The 18,494-nt window shown below is 61.8% G+C and carries 24 protein-coding genes and 2 pseudogenes; 16 read left to right on the top strand and 10 right to left on the bottom strand.

All coding sequences use genetic code 11. The features are described from left to right. Positions 1–308 (bottom strand): pyridoxamine 5'-phosphate oxidase family protein (locus tag EN906_RS04230; RefSeq protein WP_206529069.1); only part of this gene is annotated, 308 nt, incomplete at its 3' end. Between the two features lie 73 nt (positions 309–381). Further along, positions 382–735, bottom strand: a complete 354-nt coding sequence (locus tag EN906_RS04225) for a DUF971 domain-containing protein (RefSeq protein WP_013531698.1) — start codon at positions 733–735, stop codon at positions 382–384. A 199-nt stretch (positions 736–934) separates the two neighbouring features. Here EN906_RS04225 and moaA point away from each other — a divergent pair, with 199 nt between their 5' ends. From moaA to EN906_RS04165, 12 genes are all read left to right on the top strand, one after another. Further along, the gene (moaA, locus tag EN906_RS04220; protein ID WP_127270849.1) at positions 935–1,930 is read left to right on the top strand and encodes a GTP 3',8-cyclase MoaA; all 996 of its coding nucleotides are present in this window, start codon (positions 935–937) and stop codon (positions 1,928–1,930) included. Positions 1,931–2,018: 88 nt separating this feature from the next. Further along, positions 2,019–2,453 (top strand): hypothetical protein, encoded by a 435-nt coding sequence (locus tag EN906_RS04215; RefSeq protein WP_236383069.1) that lies wholly within the window; start codon positions 2,019–2,021, stop codon positions 2,451–2,453. Between the two features lie 120 nt (positions 2,454–2,573). Then, a complete protein-coding gene (locus tag EN906_RS04210) occupies positions 2,574–2,933 on the top strand; it encodes a hypothetical protein (protein WP_127269771.1) in 360 nt (119 codons plus the stop codon). Between the two features lie 225 nt (positions 2,934–3,158). Further along, positions 3,159–4,079: a DMT family transporter gene (locus EN906_RS04205; protein ID WP_127269772.1), complete on the top strand. Its 921-nt coding sequence runs from the start codon at positions 3,159–3,161 to the stop codon at positions 4,077–4,079. A gap of 55 nt (positions 4,080–4,134) precedes the next feature. Next, entirely contained in the window at positions 4,135–4,761 is a 627-nt protein-coding gene (gene mobA, locus EN906_RS04200) for a molybdenum cofactor guanylyltransferase MobA (protein WP_127269774.1), read from the top strand. Beyond that, on the top strand, positions 4,758–5,267 hold the full coding sequence (gene mobB, locus EN906_RS04195) for a molybdopterin-guanine dinucleotide biosynthesis protein B (RefSeq protein WP_127269775.1): 510 nt from the start codon (positions 4,758–4,760) through the stop codon (positions 5,265–5,267). The genes mobA and mobB overlap by 4 nt, the downstream gene beginning before the upstream one ends. A 157-nt stretch (positions 5,268–5,424) precedes the next feature. Then, a complete protein-coding gene (locus EN906_RS04190; protein WP_027036615.1) occupies positions 5,425–6,210 on the top strand; it encodes an ABC transporter substrate-binding protein in 786 nt (261 codons plus the stop codon). A 77-nt stretch (positions 6,211–6,287) separates the two neighbouring features. Then, positions 6,288–7,007 (top strand): ABC transporter permease, encoded by a 720-nt coding sequence (locus EN906_RS04185; protein ID WP_127270845.1) that lies wholly within the window; start codon positions 6,288–6,290, stop codon positions 7,005–7,007. Then, positions 7,004–7,825, top strand: coding sequence for an ABC transporter permease (locus EN906_RS04180; protein ID WP_127270843.1), 822 nt, complete (start codon positions 7,004–7,006; stop codon positions 7,823–7,825). Before EN906_RS04185 ends, EN906_RS04180 begins: the two co-directional genes overlap by 4 nt. 108 nt (positions 7,826–7,933) lie before the next feature. Beyond that, on the top strand, positions 7,934–8,803 hold the full coding sequence (locus EN906_RS04175; RefSeq protein WP_127270841.1) for an NAD(P)-dependent oxidoreductase: 870 nt from the start codon (positions 7,934–7,936) through the stop codon (positions 8,801–8,803). 8 nt (positions 8,804–8,811) lie between these two features. Then, complete coding sequence (locus tag EN906_RS04170) at positions 8,812–9,516, top strand: DNA alkylation repair protein (protein WP_127270838.1); 705 nt, start codon at positions 8,812–8,814, stop codon at positions 9,514–9,516. Positions 9,517–9,648: 132 nt separating this feature from the next. Continuing rightward, positions 9,649–10,218 carry a DUF3299 domain-containing protein gene (locus EN906_RS04165; protein ID WP_127270836.1) on the top strand — a complete coding sequence of 190 codons (570 nt, stop codon included), beginning with the start codon at positions 9,649–9,651 and terminating at the stop codon, positions 10,216–10,218. A gap of 20 nt (positions 10,219–10,238) precedes the next feature. On the opposite strand, the gene EN906_RS04160 is transcribed toward EN906_RS04165, so the two are convergent. From EN906_RS04160 to EN906_RS04145, 4 genes are all read right to left on the bottom strand, one after another. After that, a complete protein-coding gene (locus tag EN906_RS04160) occupies positions 10,239–10,730 on the bottom strand; it encodes an Lrp/AsnC family transcriptional regulator (RefSeq protein ID WP_006205209.1) in 492 nt (163 codons plus the stop codon). A gap of 108 nt (positions 10,731–10,838) precedes the next feature. After that, positions 10,839–11,519: a uracil-DNA glycosylase family protein gene (locus tag EN906_RS04155; RefSeq protein ID WP_127270833.1), complete on the bottom strand. Its 681-nt coding sequence runs from the start codon at positions 11,517–11,519 to the stop codon at positions 10,839–10,841. Then, positions 11,459–12,070 carry a glutathione S-transferase gene (locus EN906_RS04150; protein ID WP_127270831.1) on the bottom strand — a complete coding sequence of 204 codons (612 nt, stop codon included), beginning with the start codon at positions 12,068–12,070 and terminating at the stop codon, positions 11,459–11,461. The genes EN906_RS04155 and EN906_RS04150 overlap by 61 nt, the downstream gene beginning before the upstream one ends. A 43-nt stretch (positions 12,071–12,113) precedes the next feature. Further along, positions 12,114–12,734, bottom strand: a complete 621-nt coding sequence (locus tag EN906_RS04145; RefSeq protein WP_127270829.1) for a thermonuclease family protein — start codon at positions 12,732–12,734, stop codon at positions 12,114–12,116. A gap of 75 nt (positions 12,735–12,809) precedes the next feature. Here EN906_RS04145 and EN906_RS04140 point away from each other — a divergent pair, with 75 nt between their 5' ends. Further along, complete coding sequence (locus EN906_RS04140) at positions 12,810–14,330, top strand: HAMP domain-containing sensor histidine kinase (protein WP_127270826.1); 1,521 nt, start codon at positions 12,810–12,812, stop codon at positions 14,328–14,330. A gap of 12 nt (positions 14,331–14,342) precedes the next feature. Here the strand turns inward: EN906_RS04140 and EN906_RS04135 are convergent, their stop codons facing one another. Continuing rightward, positions 14,343–15,341, bottom strand: a complete 999-nt coding sequence (locus tag EN906_RS04135) for a nicotinate-nucleotide--dimethylbenzimidazole phosphoribosyltransferase (RefSeq protein ID WP_127270824.1) — start codon at positions 15,339–15,341, stop codon at positions 14,343–14,345. 197 nt (positions 15,342–15,538) lie between these two features. Between EN906_RS04135 and EN906_RS04130 the strand changes: the two genes are divergently transcribed. Together EN906_RS04130 and EN906_RS04125 are read left to right on the top strand one after the other, a co-directional pair. After that, the gene (locus EN906_RS04130) at positions 15,539–15,772 is read left to right on the top strand and encodes a DUF1289 domain-containing protein (RefSeq protein WP_164748880.1); all 234 of its coding nucleotides are present in this window, start codon (positions 15,539–15,541) and stop codon (positions 15,770–15,772) included. Between the two features lie 7 nt (positions 15,773–15,779). Then, positions 15,780–16,484, top strand: coding sequence for a TIGR02281 family clan AA aspartic protease (locus tag EN906_RS04125; protein ID WP_127270820.1), 705 nt, complete (start codon positions 15,780–15,782; stop codon positions 16,482–16,484). Between the two features lie 10 nt (positions 16,485–16,494). On the opposite strand, the gene dusA is transcribed toward EN906_RS04125, so the two are convergent. Then, on the bottom strand, positions 16,495–17,493 hold the full coding sequence (dusA, locus tag EN906_RS04120) for a tRNA dihydrouridine(20/20a) synthase DusA (RefSeq protein ID WP_127270818.1): 999 nt from the start codon (positions 17,491–17,493) through the stop codon (positions 16,495–16,497). A gap of 177 nt (positions 17,494–17,670) precedes the next feature. Continuing rightward, entirely contained in the window at positions 17,671–17,958 is a 288-nt protein-coding gene (locus EN906_RS38085; protein WP_164775891.1) for a hypothetical protein, read from the bottom strand. A gap of 167 nt (positions 17,959–18,125) precedes the next feature. Between EN906_RS38085 and EN906_RS38080 the strand changes: the two are divergent. Continuing rightward, a pseudogene (locus tag EN906_RS38080) lies at positions 18,126–18,239 on the top strand (conjugal transfer protein TraD); the annotation flags it as partial. A gap of 77 nt (positions 18,240–18,316) precedes the next feature. Here EN906_RS38080 and EN906_RS38075 read toward each other — a convergent pair. Then, positions 18,317–18,494: pseudogene (locus EN906_RS38075) on the bottom strand (DUF932 domain-containing protein); the annotation flags it as partial.

Here is an 18,494-nt window from a genome sequence, read left to right as displayed (position 1 = left end):
GGTACCAGGAACAGCAGCCCAACACGTGGGTCGCGGATAATGTTTTTAAGCGAATCGGCGCGGTTGTTGCCGCGACGGTCCGGCATCATCAGGGTTTTCGGATCGTGGATGCGCACGAAGCCGGCGAGATCGCCGCGCGGCGAACAGTCCAGTCCCTCCGGGCCACTGGTGGCCAGCGCGACGAACGGCGAGGCTTCGATGAAGGCGGCATATTCGGGAATGACGTGGTCGAGTTCCTTGACCAGCGAGGCCTCGCCTGGAACGCCATAAAGCGCCTCGAGCTGCTCGACCGTGGTGATGACGGACATGTTTTCGCCTCCAAACCTTTGCCGGCGCTACGCCATCTCGATGACGTTTTGACGACAGCGAGGGGAATCAATTTTAGCGGTCCCGGCTCAGGCCCTTTTCCGCAAGCTCCGCGAGATAGGCTTCCCAGCGCGCATCCTTCTCGTGGCCGAGCGTATGCAGGTAATTCCAGGTGAAGATGCCGGTGTCGTGGAAATCGTCGAAGGTGATGCGCACGGCGTAGTTGCCGACCGGCTCTATCTTGAGGATTGCCACATTGCGCTTGCCGGGGACCGTCACCCGCTGATCCGGCGAATGGCCCTGCACCTCGGCCGATGGCGAGGCGACGCGCAGCAGTTCCGCCGGTAATTCGAATGGATGGTGGTCGGGAAAGGTGACGGACAGAAGTTTGCGGTCCTTGGAGACCCTGAGCTCTTTCGGTGCGGTCATGCTGTTCGATCCCGTCTCATCCGCCCTTCCCTACGCCGCTTCGCCAAACGGGAAAAGGCCTGATGAGACCGACCGACATGCGATGTCGGCGCAGAGATGTTACCAAAGATCGAGAGGCGCTATCTTGAATGGCAGGCCGGATCGTATCACATAGCGGTATATAACGAAGCCGTTCACGGCCACAGGAAGCGCTTGAAGCATGGACATGATTGATCCTTTCGGCCGCACGATCAGCTATCTCCGCGTGTCGGTCACCGACCGCTGCGATTTCCGCTGCACCTATTGCATGGCCGAGGACATGGCCTTCCTGCCGAAGAAGGACCTGCTGTCGCTGGAAGAGCTCGACCGGCTGTGCACGGTTTTCATCGAAAAGGGCGTCAGGCGATTGCGCCTGACCGGCGGTGAGCCGCTGGTGCGCAAGAACATCATGCATCTGGTGCGCCAGCTCTCGCGGCATCTCGCCAGCGGCGCGCTGGAAGAGCTGACGCTGACCACCAACGGCTCGCAGCTGTCGCGCTTTGCCGCCGAACTCGCCGATTGCGGCGTCAAGCGCATCAACGTGTCGCTCGATACGCTCGATGCCGACAAGTTCCACAAGATCACCCGCTGGGGCCATCTCGACAAGGTCATGCAAGGCATCGATGCCGCGCAGGCCGCGGGGCTGAAGGTCAAGCTCAACGCGGTGGCATTGAAGGATTTCAACGACGCCGAGCTGCCCGAGATGATGCGCTGGGCGCATGGCCGCGGCATGGACTTGACGGTCATCGAAACCATGCCGATGGGCGAGATCGATGCCGACCGCACCGACCAGTATCTGCCGCTGTCGCTGCTGCGCGCGTCGCTGGAACGCCAGTTCACGCTGACCGACATTCCCTTCAAGACCGGCGGCCCGGCCCGCTATGTCCAGGTCGCCGAGACTGGCGGACGGCTCGGCTTCATCACGCCGATGACGCATAATTTCTGCGAAAGCTGCAACCGCGTCCGGCTGACCTGCACCGGCACCCTCTATATGTGCCTGGGCCAGGAAGATGCCGCCGACCTGCGCGCGCCCTTGCGCGCCTCCGAAGGCAACGAGCTGGTCGCCGATGCAATAGACGAAGCCATCGGCCGCAAGCCCAAGGGCCACGACTTCATCATCGACCGCCGCACCAGCCGCCCATCGGTGTCACGCCATATGAGCGTCACCGGCGGCTGATCTTTTCGTGAAATTCATGCAAGATTGCTTCGGATCATGACTCGAGGCGAGCATGCGGCTGCACTCTTCATTCCTGGCGATTGCGACAATGGCAGCAAGCAGTGCGGTCGCCGCGCCGTTCACTTATGTGAACGAGCGCTTCGGCACCGTCTGCACCTTTCCCGACGAGATCTTCACCGATCGCCAGCCGGAGCCCGATAATGGCGACGGACAGCAATGGCTGAGCGCCGATGGCGCCAGCCTGATCTGCTCCGGCATCCTCAACATAGACAACGATACGCCGAAGGGCTTTGTGGCGGCCGAGAAGGCCAGCGATGAAGCCGGCTACAAGGTGACCTATGGCAAGGCCGGCAGCGATTGGGCGGTGCTGTCGGGCGTTAAGGATGGAAAGATGTTTTACGAGCGACGTCTGTTTGGGAGAGACGGTATCATCCGCACGGTCTGGGTCGACTACCCTCCGGCCCTGAAGTCGAAATACGACCCGCTGGTCGGCGCCATTGCCGGCAGTCTCAAGGGGTCGTGAAAGTTTCGGACCACACCCCAGAAAAAGTCTTGTTCGCGAACCACAGCCGGATTTACGGCCAGTCTGTTCCAACCTACCCTTTCCCTGGAAGCGGATCTTCGCTCACAGGGGGAATACTCCATGCGCAAACTCGTTCTTTCTCTAGCCTTGCTTGGTCTCGCGGCCGTGCCCGCTGCGGCCCAGTCGATCGGCGGCACTTATACGGTCGCCGGCACCAACTTCGACGGCTCTGCCTATGGCGGCGAGGCAACCATCACGCTGACCAGCGGGACGACGTGCGCGATCCATTGGGAAACCGGCGGCTCATCTTCCGACGGCATCTGCATGCGCAACGATGATGCCTTCTCGGCCGGCTATGTCATGGGCAAGGATATCGGCCTCGTCGTCTACAAGATGACGGACGACGGCTCGCTGCATGGTCTGTGGACCATCGCCGGCAAGGAAGGCAATGGCACCGAGGTGCTGACGCCGAAGAAGTAAGTTCTGCCGCCATTGCAGGTGATCTTCTGAGCCACAAACAAGGCTGTGGCCCAGCCCTTTGCTGTTGCTGTTTCACGCCCGGCTGTTACAGGCTTGCTGCCTAAAGCGCGTCGCGTTTGAACGGATTCAGGCGACGCGCTTTAGGTCTTTGTTTCTTATGCGTGTCGTTTCCCCAAAACCGAGGTCACTTTTGGGCGACATGCATTAGCAGAACCGGTAGCCGTCTTGCCCCTGTCACCAAATATTCGCGGCGCGTTGTTCATGATGGTGGCGATGGCCGGCTTCTGCCTCAACGATGCCATCACCAAATACTCGTCACAATCGATGAACATGGCGCAGGTCATGTTGATCCGTGGGGCTTTCGCTTCGCTTTTCGTCGGCTTGCTCGCCTGGCAGCGCGGCGCGCTCGCCCGCCCGGGTTCGATGCTGCAGCCTCTGGTGGCCCTGCGCGTGATCAGCGAGGCCGGTGCCACGGTGAGTTTTCTCGTCGCCCTCGCCCATTTGCCGATCGCCAATGTTTCGGCGGTGCTGCAGGCGCTGCCACTGGCGGTGACGATGGGGGCCGCACTCGTCTTTGGCGAGGCTGTCGGCTGGCGGCGCTGGCTGGCCATCGCCATCGGATTTGCCGGCGTGCTGATTATCGTGCGGCCTGGCTTCGAAGGGTTCAGCATGTACTCGCTGGCAGCGCTGGCCAGTGTCGCCTGTTGTGCGGTGCGCGATCTCGCCACCAAGCGAATTCCCAAGGCCATTCCGACATTGCTGGTGTCGACGGCAACCGCGCTTGCCATGACCATCGTCGGTGCGGCGCTGTTGCCGGCAATGGGCGGCTGGACGCCGATGACGAGGGACAGCACAGCCCTGCTGGCCTTGGCCGCGGTGCTGGTGGTGATCGGCTACCAGTTCATCATCATGGCGATGCGGGCGGGCGACATCTCCTTCATCGCGCCGTTCCGCTATACGGCCCTGATCTGGTCGATCCTGCTTGGCCTGTTCATCTTTGCCGATATCCCCGATCCGCCGATGATCGTCGGCGCCACCATCATCATCGGCTCCGGCCTTTATGCGCTCTATCGCGAGCGTGTGGTCGGCCGGCGAAAGATCGTCGCCGAAAGCACGGGGCCGACCATGGTGCCTGACGGAATCTAGCCAGATCATTGAAGGTTCTTGTGATTTCCGACGGCTGGCGTACAGGCTTCGTGGCATGAAGCGAGACATTGCGGGGATCATCCTGGCCGGTGGCCAGTCGAGACGGATGGGCGGCGGCGACAAGAGCCTGTTGCCGCTTGGCGATGGCTGCCTGCTTGACCAGGTCGTGTCGCGCTTCACCCCGCAAATAGAATCGCTGGCGCTCAGCGCCAATGGCGCCTCTGCGCGATTCCTGCGCTTTGGACTGCCGGTGCTTGCCGACAGCGTGCCCGGCTTTGCCGGGCCGCTCGCCGGAATCCTGACCGGCCTCGAATGGGCCGCGGCCAATACGTCTTGCAAAGCGATCGTCAGTGCTGCCGGCGACACGCCTTTCCTGCCGTTGAACCTTGTCGAGCGCCTGGCAGCGGCCGCCGATCGAAGTCCCAGTTCGATTGCCGTAGCCTGCTCGGCCGGCAAGCGGCACCCGACCTTCGCGCTCTGGCCGCTCGGCTGCCGCGATGCCTTGCGGCACTTTCTGGTCGACGAGGATATCAGGCGGGTTTCGGCTTTCATCGACCGGCACGGTTTTGTCGAGGTGGAATTCCCGGTTCTGCAATCGGCGGGGATCGACCCTTTCTTCAACATCAACGAACCGGACGATCTTGTGTCTGCCGAGCGTCTGTTGCAGAGCATCAAGCCATGAACAGACGCGTCTTCGGCATCACCGGCTGGAAGAATTCCGGCAAGACGACTTTGACCGAAAGGCTGGTCACCGAACTTGTCCGGCGCGGCTGGAAGGTGTCGACGGTGAAACACGCCCATCATGATTTCGACATCGACAAACCGGGTGCCGACAGTTTTCGCCACCGGCAGGCCGGCGCCACCGAAGTCGCGATCGTCTCCGGCGTTCGCTGGGCACTGATGCACGAGTTGCGCGGCGAGGATGAGCCGACATTGGAGACTGTCCTGTCGCGGCTTGCCCCTTGCGACCTGGTGCTGGTCGAGGGCTACAAGCGCGAAGCCCACGACAAGATCGAAACCCGCCGGCTGGATGCGAAGGACCGCACGCCGCTTTCGGCGGAGGATCCCAACATCGTCGCTGTCGCAGCCGATTTTGCGATTGAAGGCGAGCAGCTGCCGGTATTCGATCTCGACGATGCAAAATCGATAGCCGACTTCATCGAGCGCACCACCGGGCTCGTTGCTTGAGCGCTGACGCAACGGCAGAATAGCCTTGCCCATTTTTACGGTTTTGCAGTTGCTTTTTTCTTGGAAAGAGTGGGAGTATCGCGCCAGCGGGCGGTCAAAAGCACCGCCCCACAGAGCCGTTCGGAACGACGGCCGGGACCATAAAGAGAGGACCATCATGCGTATTTCACTGCGTATCGCGCTTGCCGCATCGGCCGCGCTGCTGACGCTCGGCGTCGCCCAGGCCCAGGAAAAGACCCTAAGGATCGGCACCGAAGGCGCCTACCCGCCCTTCAACAACCTTACCGCCGATGGCCAACTCGTAGGCTTCGACATCGACATCGCCAAGGCGCTTTGTGATGAGATGAAGGTAAAGTGCACCTTCGTCGCGCAGGATTGGGACGGCATCATTCCCGCCCTTCAGGCCGGCAAGTTCGACGCCATCGTCGCCTCGATGTCGATCACGCCGGAGCGGATGGAAAAGGTCGATTTTTCGCACAAATACTACAACACGCCGTCGGCGCTCGCCGTGCCGAAGGACAGTACGCTGAAAGGCGTGACCAAGGAAGATCTCGCCGGCAAGACCATCGGCGTCGCCACCACCACGACGCATTTCAACTATGCCTCGAAGACCTACACTGACAGCACCGTGAAGGGCTATCCGAGCAGCCCCGAGGAGCAGGCAGATCTTGCCAATGGCCGTCTCGACGCCATCGAGGACGATATCGTCGTGCTGCAGCAGTTTCTGGATTCGCCTGATGGCGCCTGCTGCAAGATCCTCGGCCAGCCGTCGCCGCAGCCGGTCGAGATCTTCGGGCCTGGCGCCGGCATTGCCGTGCGCAAGGGCGAAACCGACCTGGTCAACAAGCTCAACTCGGCCATCGACGCCATTCGCGCCAATGGAAAATACAAGGAAATCAACGACAAGTACTTCAAGTTCGACGTCTATGGCGCCGAGTCCTGATAAAGGTCAAGACGGCGGGGAATTTCCCCGCCGTCTTTCTATTCGTCTCAGGAATGCCGTGGAGATAAGACCGGCCAATGCCAGCCCAGAGCATATGGACACTTCTCAGTTGGGGACCCGAAGGCTGGCTTGACGATATTGCCTATGGCGCACTGATCACCATTGCGCTTGCGCTTGCCACGCTGCCCATCGGATTGACGATCGGCTTTTTCATTGCCCTCGCCAAGCAGTCCGAAGAACCCTCGCTGCGCCTTGCCGCCAACATCTACACCACGGTCTTTCGCGGCCTGCCGGAGTTGGTGACGCTTTTCCTGTTCTTCTTCGGCATGCCGATCCTGCTGCAGCATCTCGTCAGGTATTTCCGGCCGGACACCACCATCGACGTCAACAGCTTCGTCGCCGGCATGATCGTGCTTGCGCTGATCTTCTCGTCCTATGCCAGCGAGGTTTTTCTTTCCGCCTTCCGCGCCATTCCCAAAGGCCAGTATGAAGGCGGCTATGCCATTGGTCTTTCGAACTGGCTGACCATGCGCAAGGTGATCGTGCCGCAGCTGCTGCGCATCGCGTTCCCCGGCCTGGAGAACTGCTGGCTCAGCCTGCTCAAGGACACATCGCTGGTGTCGGTCGTCGGCCTGGCCGAGACGCTGCGTAACGCTAGCATTGCCGCCCGCGTCACCAAGCATGCTTTCCTGTTCTTCGGTGTCGCCTCGCTGGTCTTTCTTGGCCTGGCCGTCCTGTCGTCCTTCGCCACCAGCGCTATTCTGCGCTCGCTTGGCCGGCAGGAGGCGCAGCGTTGAGCGCCACGGCCGCAATGGTCGAACGTCCGCCGCCACGGGCTCGCGGCTGGCCGCGCAGGCGTATCGCCGGTTACGCGCTGGTCTGCCTGTGGATTTTGTTCGGCATTGGCATCGTCAGCTATCTGGTTCTTGCCTGGAACCCTGAGTTCTTCGCCAAATATGCGCCCGCCTATTTGAGCGGGCTTGGGGTTACGCTCGCGCTGGTTTCCATATCGATGGTGCTCGGCGCGATTCTGTCGGTGCCCGTCGCTTATGGGCGCATGTCCAAGAACCGGATCCTGTCCGGCCTCGCCTATTGCTACGTCTATTTTTTCCGCGGCACGCCGCTGCTGGTCCAGACCTATCTCGTCTATTACGGATTGGGCTCGTTCAGGGTCGAGCTCCAGTCGATCGGCCTCTGGGACTTTTTCAAGGACGCGTTCAATTGCGGCGTCTTTGCGTTTGCGCTCAACACCGCCGCCTACCAGGCCGAAATCCTGCGCGGCGCCATCGAGAGCGTGCCAAGAGGGCAATGGGAAGGGGCGGCATCGCTTGGCCTGCACAAACTGCAAACCTTGCGCAAGATCATCCTGCCGCAAGCCTTGATCGTCGCCTTGCGGCCCTATGGCAACGAACTGATCCTGATGGTCAAGGCTTCCGCCATCGTCGCCATCATCACGGTCTATGATCTGATGGGCAATGCCAAGCTCGCCTTCGCCAACTCGTTCGACATCCAGGCCTATATCTGGGTCGCGCTCGTCTATCTGGTGATGGTCGAGATATTGCGTCATGGCGTCGAATGGATCGAGCGCCGGATCACCGTTCACCTGAAACGCTGACTATTTTCAAATTCAGCTGCACCAGTCGATCCTGCCCTGCGCATCTTGACGAATTGCGCGCAGAGCCTAGACGTCTCGCAGCAAATTCCGTTTCTGAAGGGCAAGCTCATGGCATCTGTTGCATTTCTCGGTCTTGGCGTGATGGGCTATCCGATGGCCGGGCACTTGAAGAACAAGGGCGGCCATGACGTCACCGTCTACAACCGCACCAAGGCCAAGGCCGAGCAATGGGTTGGCCAGCATGGCGGTAGCCTTGCGGCGACGCCAGCACAGGCCGCCGAAGGCAAGGATTTTGTCTTCTCCTGTGTCGGCAATGACGACGATTTGCGTTCGGTGACGACCGGTCCGGAAGGCGCCTTCAAATCGATGAAGAAGGGTTCGGTCTTCATCGACAACACCACGGCCTCGGCCGAGGTCGCTCGCGAGTTGGCGGCGGCGGCGCAAGTCGGTGGTTTTTCGTTTCTCGACGCGCCTGTCTCGGGCGGCCAGGCCGGCGCCGAGAACGGCGTGCTGACCGTCATGGTCGGCGGCGAGCAGGACGCTTTCGACAGAGCGAAGCCTGTCATCGACGCTTTTGCCCGCATGGTCGGCTTGATGGGGTCGGCCGGTGCCGGCCAGCTCACCAAGATGATCAACCAGATCACCATAGCCGGCCTCGTCCAGGGCCTGGCCGAAGGCATCCATTTCGGCAAGAAGGCCGGGCTCGACATCGAGAAGGTGATAGAGGTGATTTCCAAGGGTGCCGCCGGCTCCTGGCAGATGGAGAACCGCCACAAGACGATGAACGCCGGCAAATATGATTTCGGCTTCGCCGTCGACTGGATGCGCAAGGATCTCGGCATCTGCCTGGCCGAGGCCGACCGCAATGGCGCCAGACTGCCGGTCACCGCACTCGTCGACCAGTTCTACAAGGATGTGCAGGCGATGGGCGGCAAGCGCTGGGACACGTCCTCGCTGCTCGCCCGTCTCGAAAAATAGGTTCCGCGGTGCCAGAGCTCTCGCCTCAATCCAGTGCTGCAGAAATCGTCGCCCATCTGCGCGCTATCGGATCGGAGGAGAACCGCCTCGGCATGTTGCGCTACGGCATCAAGATCGACCGTGCACTTGGTATCACGCACGGCATGCAGCGGCAGATCGCCAGGAAGATCAAACGCAACCACGAGCGCGCCTTCGAGCTATGGGACACCGGCATCATGGAGGCGCAGTTCATCGCCTCCGTCACGGCTGACTCGAAACGGTTTTCTGCTGAAGATGCAAGACGATGGGCGGCTAGTTTCGACTCCTGGGACATCGTCGACGGCGTCTCGGATCTCTTTGTCGATACGGACGCCTGGAAAGAACTGATCGCCGAGTTTGCGGCCGATGAGCGGGAGTTCGTTCGGCGCACGGCCTTCGCCATGATGGCCTGGTCCGTCGTCCACCGGAAGAAGGAGCCAGGGGCGACCTTCCTCTCCTTCCTGCCGATCATCGAAACGCATGCGAACGACAGCCGCAATTTCGTGAAGAAGGCCGTGAACTGGGCGCTTCGGTCGATCGGCAAACGATCGATGGACATGCACGGCGCTGCCCTGGCTGTCGCCGAACGGCTGGCGCAGTCGACCGACAGGACGGCGCGCTGGATCGGCAAGGACGCGGTAAGGGAGCTGTCCAATGCCAAGACGCTGGCGCGGATCGCCGCAAGGAAAGGCTGACGGCGCGGAAACCCGCTTTCCGGCATGTCTGGATCTCGCCGACATGTGATGCGGCTGCCGACATGTGATGGCGGGAGCGTTGACGTCGCTGACAGCGGCGTCTTTACTTGAGCTTCAAAGGGACGCGGGCCAATGAGCAATCCTCTGAAATCAACCATAATGCTCGCAGCGGCATTGTTTGTGTCCGCGGCCACAGATGCCTCGGCCGAGACCGCGCACATATTCTGGAAGGATCTGCGTCCGGCTACGCAATCCGCCGCCGAAAACGTCGGGCTGCCGATGATCGCGGCAAAATTGCCCGACCACGGCGAGACGCTGTCCCTCAACCTGCAGGACAAAAGCATTCAGCTAGCCGGCTATGCATTGCCGGTCGATCGCGATGGCGATCTTGTCTATCAGTTCCTGCTGGTGCCCTGGACGGGTGCGTGCAGCCACATGCCGACGCCCCCGCCCAACCAGATTGTCTTGGTCACGCCGGCTCGTCCCTACAAGATGTCCGAGGCGTATCAGCCTGTCGCGGTCACCGGCGCGCTGAAGCCGGACATGGAGAAGAGCCAGCTGTTCATCCTCGACGGCGTCAGCGTCATCCAGTCTGGCTACAGCGTCCGCAAGGCAGATGTGGTCGCTGTCGGCAGCGTGCCGGACACCGTCACCCTGCCGGTCAATTCTCCCTGGAGTTTCCTCAACAAAAAGAAGAACTAAGCAGGACAACCTGCTGCAGCTCAGGCGGCGTTGGCACCCGATTCCTTGTCCAGCACCATGTAGTCGAGCGGGATTTCGGTCGTGTACTTGATCTGCTCCATGGCGAAGGAAGACGACACGTCACGGATTTCGATCTTGGCGATCAGACGCTTGTAGAAGGCGTCGTAGGCGGCGATGTCGGGCACCACGACACGCAGGAGATAGTCGACGTCGCCGCTCATGCGGTAGAACTCGACCACCTCGGGAAACTCCTGGATGACTTCCGAGAAACGCCGCAGCCATTCATGGCTGTGCGAATTGGTGCGGATCGACACGAAGACGGTGACGCGCACATTGACCTTTTCATGGTCGAGAATGGCAACGCGCCGCTTGATGACGCCCTCCTCCTCGAGCTTCTGGATGCGCCGCCAGCAAGGTGTTGTCGACAGCCCGACTTTCTTGGCGACGTCGGCGACCGCGAGTGTCGCGTCCTCCTGCAAAAGGCGGAGGATTTTTCTATCGAGGCGATCCATATCGTGCTCCCAAAGGAATAGAATGCCTATACTCTGCCTTATCCAGGCCTTTCACAAGAAAGGAATTCTGCTGATCGGGCAAAAAGCGAGTGATTTCTTGCTGAAAGGTCAGCCGAGGCGATAGCGGATTTCCGAACGCAGAAAAGGCAGCAAATCCATTTCAAACCATGGATTCTTCTTCAGCCAGCCGGTGTTGCGCCACGAGGGATGCGGCAGCGGCAACACTTTCGGACCGACGGAATTCTCCCAGATGGAGCGCCAATCCATGACCGTTTCCGTCAGGGAGGGCCGGCGCGCCGCACCCATATGCCAGGACTGCGCATAGATGCCGATTGTCAGCACCAGATCGATCCGTGGCATCGAGGCCATCAAGGGCGCGCGCCAGGCCGCCGCGCATTCGCGCCTCGGCGGCAGGTCTCCCCCCTTGGCATCCTGGCCGGGAAAGCAGAAACCCATCGGCACGATGGCGAATTTTTCGATGTCGTAGAATTCGTCGCTCGTCACGCCAAGCCAACTGCGCAAGCGATCGCCGGAGGCGTCGGTGAACGGCATGCCCGACAGATGCACCTTGGTCCCCGGCGCCTGGCTGGCGATCAGGATACGGGCGCTGGACGATGGGCGCAGCACAGGTCGTGGCTCATGCGGCAACGGCTTACCGGCCGGATTTTCCACGCAGATGCGACAGGCGCGGACCTTGGCGACGAGGTTTTCGAGTTCGGCAGTCATTCTCAGGCTGATGCGCTCGGCCGGCTGGAGACGGCCTGATGCCAGCGCAACACATTCGCGCAATCATACGGCACCTTGATGCGTGCCGGCTTCATGAAGTCCACAGCGATCAGGCCGGTGATGTCGGCGATCGAATAGCTGTCACCGGCGATGAACTCCCGGCTGCCCAGTTCTCCATCCAGCAGCCTGAGGAACGCCACGGCCTTCGGCTTGTTGGCCTCGCCCCATTCGGAGACCTGCGGGATTTCCCATTCCTTCATGGCCGGATGGGTGTGCCGGAAGGCCTGCGTGACGCAGCTGAGCAAATTGAATTCCATCCGCCTCTGCCACATCTCGACCTGCGCCTTGCCGAGTGCGCCACGCCCGAACAGGGCCGGTTCGGGATGCAGTTCCTCGAAATAACGGCAGATGGCGACGGATTCCGTGATGACGGTGCCGTCGTCGAGTTCCAGCACCGGCAGGCGCTGCAAGGGATTGCGCGAGCTGACCGCCTGTTGCCTGTGTTCCAGCGCCCCCATGTCGATGGGCACCTGTGGAACTTCGATGCCTTTCTCGGCCAGGAAAACGCGGACCCGCCTTGGGTTGGGCGCTCGGCCACCGTCGAAGAGTTTCATTCCATCCTCCTGTTCGTTCTCGGTTCGGCTTTCAGGACGCGCATCACCAGAAGCGAAAAATCTCGCGGACGGCATCGCCGATCGAGGCCAATGTGCCGTGCTTCTTCTCGACGACTTCGCCGTGACGGCTGTCTCGCCAATTCTGCGGCTGGTCGAACGTTCCCGCCCAGATGCCGGCCTTTCCCGCCCGGGCGACGGCCTCCTCGCTCTCGAAGTCGCCATACGCAACCGCCCAGCCCGCCTCGACCTGCGCGCGGTTGAGATCCTTGCCGCCGGCGGTGCAGTCGCCGAGCAACCGGCCATAACGATCACGTTGCCAGCCGGTACAAGAGACGGGCTTGCCGGCGATCAGGCGAACGAGCGACTGGCGCGCAAGCGTGCCGCAGGAATAGTCAGTACCGTTCTTGCGGCAGGTCTGCGTATATTCCGGAGCATCGATGCCGCGCATGCGGATACGCTCGGTGCCAAGCGTGATCGAATCGCCGTCGTTGATGATTGCCACGCCTTGCGTCTTGCGTGTCTCCACCCGGTCGAGGCGGGCCGCCAGCAGGATCAGCAGTCCGAGGATGATGACGGCAAGCCCGTAATCCACCAGCCGGCGCCACAGGCTTCTGGGGCGCGCAACGTATCTCCGGCGCGGTCTTGGCGACCATGAGCGGCTCATATGGCAAACGGTTGGTTAATCATTCGAACGTAGCTTAACACTTGGAAACCGCTGCTCGCATAAATTGAAGTTTTGATGCCCTTGCAACGCTCGAACACAGCGGACAAGTTCATTGTGGACCGCAGGAAACCTCATCGCAACAGCGATGTGGCGCGCGCGGTGCGCAAGACGCGTGACCGTCTTTCGCAGCAGGCCGGCAATCCCGATTTCGATCGTGAACTGCTGAAGCTCCATGCCCGCGCGATGACCAGCGGCGCCATCGCCATCCCGCTTCTTGTCCTGGCGATCGCGGCGGCCGGCCGGCTGGCCGGAATCGGCAACGAGATCGGGCTCTGGGCGCTGTTCACCCTGACCTGCTACACTATCGTTGCCTTCATGGCGCGGCGCATCGAGCGCACGGAAGCTTCCGAGCTCAACCCTTCGCAAGCAGGACGGGAATTCCTGATCGGCCATTTCCTGTGCGGTCTCGGCTGGGCATGGTTCGTGTGGCTTGGCTGCAGCGTCTGCGAGGTCGATCCGTTCCACATCGTCAAGGCCGTGGTGCTGTTGTTCGCCATGGCGGCGACCGCGGTGATGACCTCGTCTCTGCGTGGGGCGCTGTTGGCGACCTTTGCCGTTCCCGTGGCGCTCTACGCTTATGCCGGCGCCAAGCTATGGATGCCGGTCGAGGCGATCATGGCCGCGCTGCTGGTCGTTTCTCTGCCGTTCTTCGCCTATGTGGCCCGTCATCTCAACCACTCGTCCCTGATGATGTTGTCGTTCCGCTCCGAAAAGGATGCGCTGATCGCTGAACTGGAGACGGCGAAATCGATGTCGGACGAGGCGCGGCGGCGGGCCGAAGACGCCAATCTGGCGAAATCGCGGTTCCTCGCTTCGATGAGCCACGAATTGCGCACGCCGCTCAACGCCATTCTCGGTTTTTCCGAGGTGATGTCGAACGAGGTGCTGGGGCCGATGAGCAATCCCACCTATCGCGACTATGCCCATGACGTGCACGAATCTGGCCAGCATCTGCTCGACCTGATCAACGAGATCCTCGACCTTTCGCGCATCGAGGCCGGCCGCTACCAGCTCAATGAAGAACCGGTGATGCTGCTTGGTATCGTCGAGGACTGCTGTCACATGATGGAGTTGAGGGCGCGCAACAAGGATATCCGGGTCGTCCAGGATTTCGAGCACGAGCTACCGCGCCTTTTCGCTGATGAGCGTGCGGTGCGACAGATCACGCTCAACCTTCTGTCGAATGCGATAAAATTCACCGCTACCGGCGGTGAAATCCGTGTCCGCGTTGGTTGGACGGCGGGCGGCGGACAATACATTTCAATCAAGGACAACGGACCGGGCATACCGGAAGACGAGATCCCGATCGTGCTTTCCGCCTTCGGCCAAGGCTCCATTGCCATCAAGAGCGCCGAGCAAGGCACCGGGCTTGGCCTGCCGATCGTGCAAGGGCTGCTCGCCATGCATGGCGGCGAGTTCGAACTTCATTCCAAGCTGCGCGAAGGGACCGAGGCGATCGCGATCTTCCCGCTCAGCCGGGTGATGGAGGAACTGCCGGCACTGCCGACCGCGGCGGTGGCGGCTCGACGACGGTAATCCGGCAAGACTCTAGCCACGTACCGCAGCTGCCATGCCCGAACTGGTCAGCGCGGCGGCCTTGACCAGCCCCGCAGCAAGGGCGGCCCCTGCCCCTTCGCCATGGCTGATATCCAAATCAAGCAACGGGCGCAGCCCTAGCCGTTGGGCGGCGCGTGCATGCGCGGGTTCCGGCGACAGGCTGGCCAGAAGGCAATGCTCGAGCGCTGTGGGATTGACGCCATGCAGTACCGCTGCGGCTGCCGTCGCCGCCAATCCGTCGAGCAGCACCGGGATCTTCTGCATCCGCGCGGCAAGGATGGCGCCGGCGATCGCCGCGAATTCACGGCCACCGACCCGGCGCAGCGCCTCGAGCGGGTCGCCGAGATGGCCGCCATGAAAAGCCAGCGCCGCATCGACCACGTCGGCTTTGCGTGCCTGCATCGCCGCATCGGCGCCCGACCCCGGGCCGACCCAATCGGCGCCCCCGCCCCCGAACAGTGCCGCGAACAGGGCGGCGGCGACGGTCGAGTTGCCGACGCCGAGATCGCCGAGACACAAAAGGTCGGTGCCGCCGGCGATCGCTTCCATGCCGAAGGCCATGGTGGCGGCACAGCCACGCTCGTCCAGCGCGGCCTCTTCGGTGATGTCGGCGGTCGGGATATGCAGGGCAAGATCGAAAACCTTCAGCCCGAGATCGTAGGCAATGCAGATCTGGTTGACCGCGGCACCTCCCGCGGCGCAAAGTTCGACCGCGTTGGCGGTCGCCGCCACCGGCCGTGGCGATATGGCGTGGCGCGTGACGCCGTGATTGCCGGCAAAGACCGCCATCAGCGGTCTTGTCACCGCGGGCGGAGCCCGCCCGCTGCAGCCGGCGAGCCAAGCGGCGATGTCCTCGATGCGGCCAAGCGAATTGCCTGGTTTGTCGGCCTTGGCAAACAGCGTGCGCACGCGGGTCTCGGCTGCCGTGTCGGCCGCCGGCAGGTTGGCCAACAGGTTGCGAAAATCGTCGAAAGGCAGTGCGCTGGTCATCTTGTTATCGATCATTCCCTGGAGTTGGTGAGCGGCATAGCCGCCTTGCGGGGTTGGCACAACCTCCGGGATGATGGGCCTGCATTTGCCGCAAAGCCGGCCCCGAAGGGCGCAATCGCGAGGGCTTGCATTGGCTTTGCCATTGCACCATGTGGAGGTGGAACAAGGGATTCCGGATGGAAGCCCAAGAGAAAGTCATGACGGCCATCGAATCCCCGTGCATCCTGGTCTGTTCGATCGACATGAAAACCGGCTTCTGTTTCGGTTGCGGTCGCACGCGCGAGGAAATCGGCGCCTGGATCGGGATGACGACGGAAACGCGCCGCAGCGTCATGGCGCAATTGCCGGCCCGGCTGGAGACGGTCGAACGCCGGCCGCGCCGGGAAACTCGCCGCACCCGTATGGCGCGCGAACGCGGCGCGCTATCGTGAGGTGCGGATGAGCCGGTTGTTCTGGATTTTGATGGCCGCGATCGGGGTGGGAGCAGTCCTGCTCATGCTCAATGATTCCGCCGGCAGCACGCTCGGCGTCGAGAACAACGATTTCAGCCGGCTGATCTGGCTCGGTGCCTTTGGCGCCCTTATCGGCGCCGGCCTGCTTCGCTCGGGCCGCCCCCTGGGCGCCATGGCCCGCAATCTCGGCGCCTGGGCGGCGATCGCACTCGCGCTGATCGCCGGCTACCAGTATCGCTATGAGTTGCAGGATGTCGCCAGCCGGGTGACCGCGGGCCTTGTTCCCGGCAGCCCGCTTGCGCTTGGCGTCGAGGACGGCCACGCCACGGTGACGCTCGACAAGGCGGACAACGGCCATTTCGAAGCGCGCATCCTGATCAATGGCAACCCGGTCCGGGCCGTGGTGGATACCGGCGCGACCAGCACCGTGCTGACGTCGCAGGATGCGCAGGCCGCCGGATTCAATCCAGCGGCGCTCAACTACACCATACCGGTTTCGACCGCCAACGGCATGGCGCGCGCCGCGGCCGTGAAAACCGATCAGATTGCGATCGGCGGCATCATGCGCAGGGATATGTCGGTGATGATCGCCGCACCCGGAATGCTCAGCCAGAGCCTGCTCGGCATGAACTTCATCGGTTCATTGTCGGGTTTTGACGTGCGCGGCGACCGCATGATCCTCAGGGATTGATCCCCGAAGCTCAAGCCGCTTCGGCTGCTGCGCCACCGAACTCGACGGCCGCGTAAGCCGTCTTCAGCACGTCCGGGCCGGCCCCGGGTTTTGTCGCGTCCGTGGACAGGATCTGCCGGTAGCGGCGCGCACCGGGCAGGCCATGGAACAGTCCGACCATATGGCGGGTGACATGGCCCAGCCGCCCACCCTGCTCGATATGGCGTGCCGCATAGTCCGCCATCGCATCGATCAGCGCGGCGAAATCGAACGGCTCGGACTGGACGCCGTAGAAAGCGGCATCGACGCCGGCCAGAATGCCGGGCGTGTGGTAGGCGGCGCGGCCAAGCATCGCGCCATCGACATGACCGAGATGCTTCTGCGCCTCTTCAATCGACTGAATTCCACCATTGATGCCAATGAATTCGTTATGTTTTCTGACCTTCAGCCGATAGACCCTGTTGTAGTCGAGCGGCGGGATGTCACGGTTTTCCTTGGGGCTCAGCCCTTCCAGCCACGCCTTGCGTGCATGCACCCACAATGCGTCGGCGCCGGCATCGAAAACCCCATCCGTCAGCGCATCCAGGGCCGGCTCCGGATCCTGCTCGTCGACGCCGATGCGGCATTTAACGGTCACGGGGATCTTCACCGCCGCTTTCATCGCCGCGACGCAGCCGGCGACGAGGTCCGGCACTTTCATCAGGCAGGCACCGAACGTGCCCGACTGGACGCGGTCTGACGGACAGCCGACATTGAGGTTGATCTCGTCATAGCCAAAGGCCTCGCCAATGCGGGCAGCCTCGGCGAGCTTTTCACGATCCGAGCCGCCGAGCTGCAGCGCGACCGGATGTTCCACCGCATCGAAGCCGAGCAGCCGCTCGCGCGCGCCATGGATGACCGCGTCGGCCACCACCATCTCGGTATAAAGCAGCGCATGGCTTGTCAGCTGGCGGTGGAAGAACCGGCAATGCCGGTCCGTCCAGTCCATCATCGGGGCCACAGATAGCCTATGATATTGATTTTGCAGCATTTTTTGTTTAACATCAAATCGTTAGAACGTGCCAAGTGCACACAATTTACGCCAGAATACGACCCTTTTTCGCCACGTTTCGATCTCTCAGTGCACACGGAGCGCACACGAAAAAATGGCCACCTACACAAAGCTCTCGTCCGGGTCCTGGCGTGTCCAAGTCCGTCGCAAAGGTCGCTACGTCAGCGAAACCTTCCTGCGCCGAGACGACGCACGCCGCTGGGCGACGAAACCGAGCGCCAAGTCGATCGCGGTGAGACACCGGCAAAGTCTCGAACAGCGCGCCTGAAAACCTTCGGCGAACTCATCGACCTTCATATCGACGACATGTGCGATATAGGCAAGTCCCCTCGCCGCTCCAAGGCCGCAGCCCTCGCTATGCTCCAAAGACATCTCGGCAAGTGCAACATCGCGGCTCTCGATCGCGAACGGCTCATTCGTTTCGGCCGTGACCGGGCTGCCCAAGGTGCTGGACCGATGACGCTAGGCATCGACATCGGTTTCGTAAAACTCATTCTGGCTCATGCCGTTGCGGTGCACGGGCTGCCCGTCAAGGTCGAACCGGTTGATCTCGCGCGGATCGCCCTGAAGAGGCTTGGCCTCGTTGGCAAAGGCAACCAGCGGGATAGGCGGCCGACAAATTGCAGAGCGCTGAAGGCGAGCATGCACGAGATCTATGGGCCGCGAAGGGTCGGCAGGCGTTCGATGCTGAACGGCGTGAAGAGTGGATGGGACGGCGAACTTAGCCACGGTTGGCGCGAGCAACGGCCAGCACGAAGCCCGAACAGCAGACTTCCGCCGGTGCGCCAGCGCCGCAGTCAAGCTTGCGCAATAAGTTTTCGCGCTCTTCGTCACTACCGGCGACAATCTTCTCTCGGAAGGGCGCAAGACTTGAGTTGGCGAAGCTCGTCAAAGCAGGCGCTGCCCTAGGAGCAAACTTCAAATGCCAGATCGTGTTCCCCTCGAAACCTCCCGCGCCCCACAGATGCGATCATGCACAC

This window comes from Mesorhizobium sp. M7A.F.Ca.CA.004.06.1.1 (assembly GCF_003999135.1).
GTDB lineage: Bacteria > Pseudomonadota > Alphaproteobacteria > Rhizobiales > Rhizobiaceae > Mesorhizobium.
Note: the sequence above shows the minus strand (reverse complement) of the source record. Positions and strands in the feature narration are given on the sequence as shown.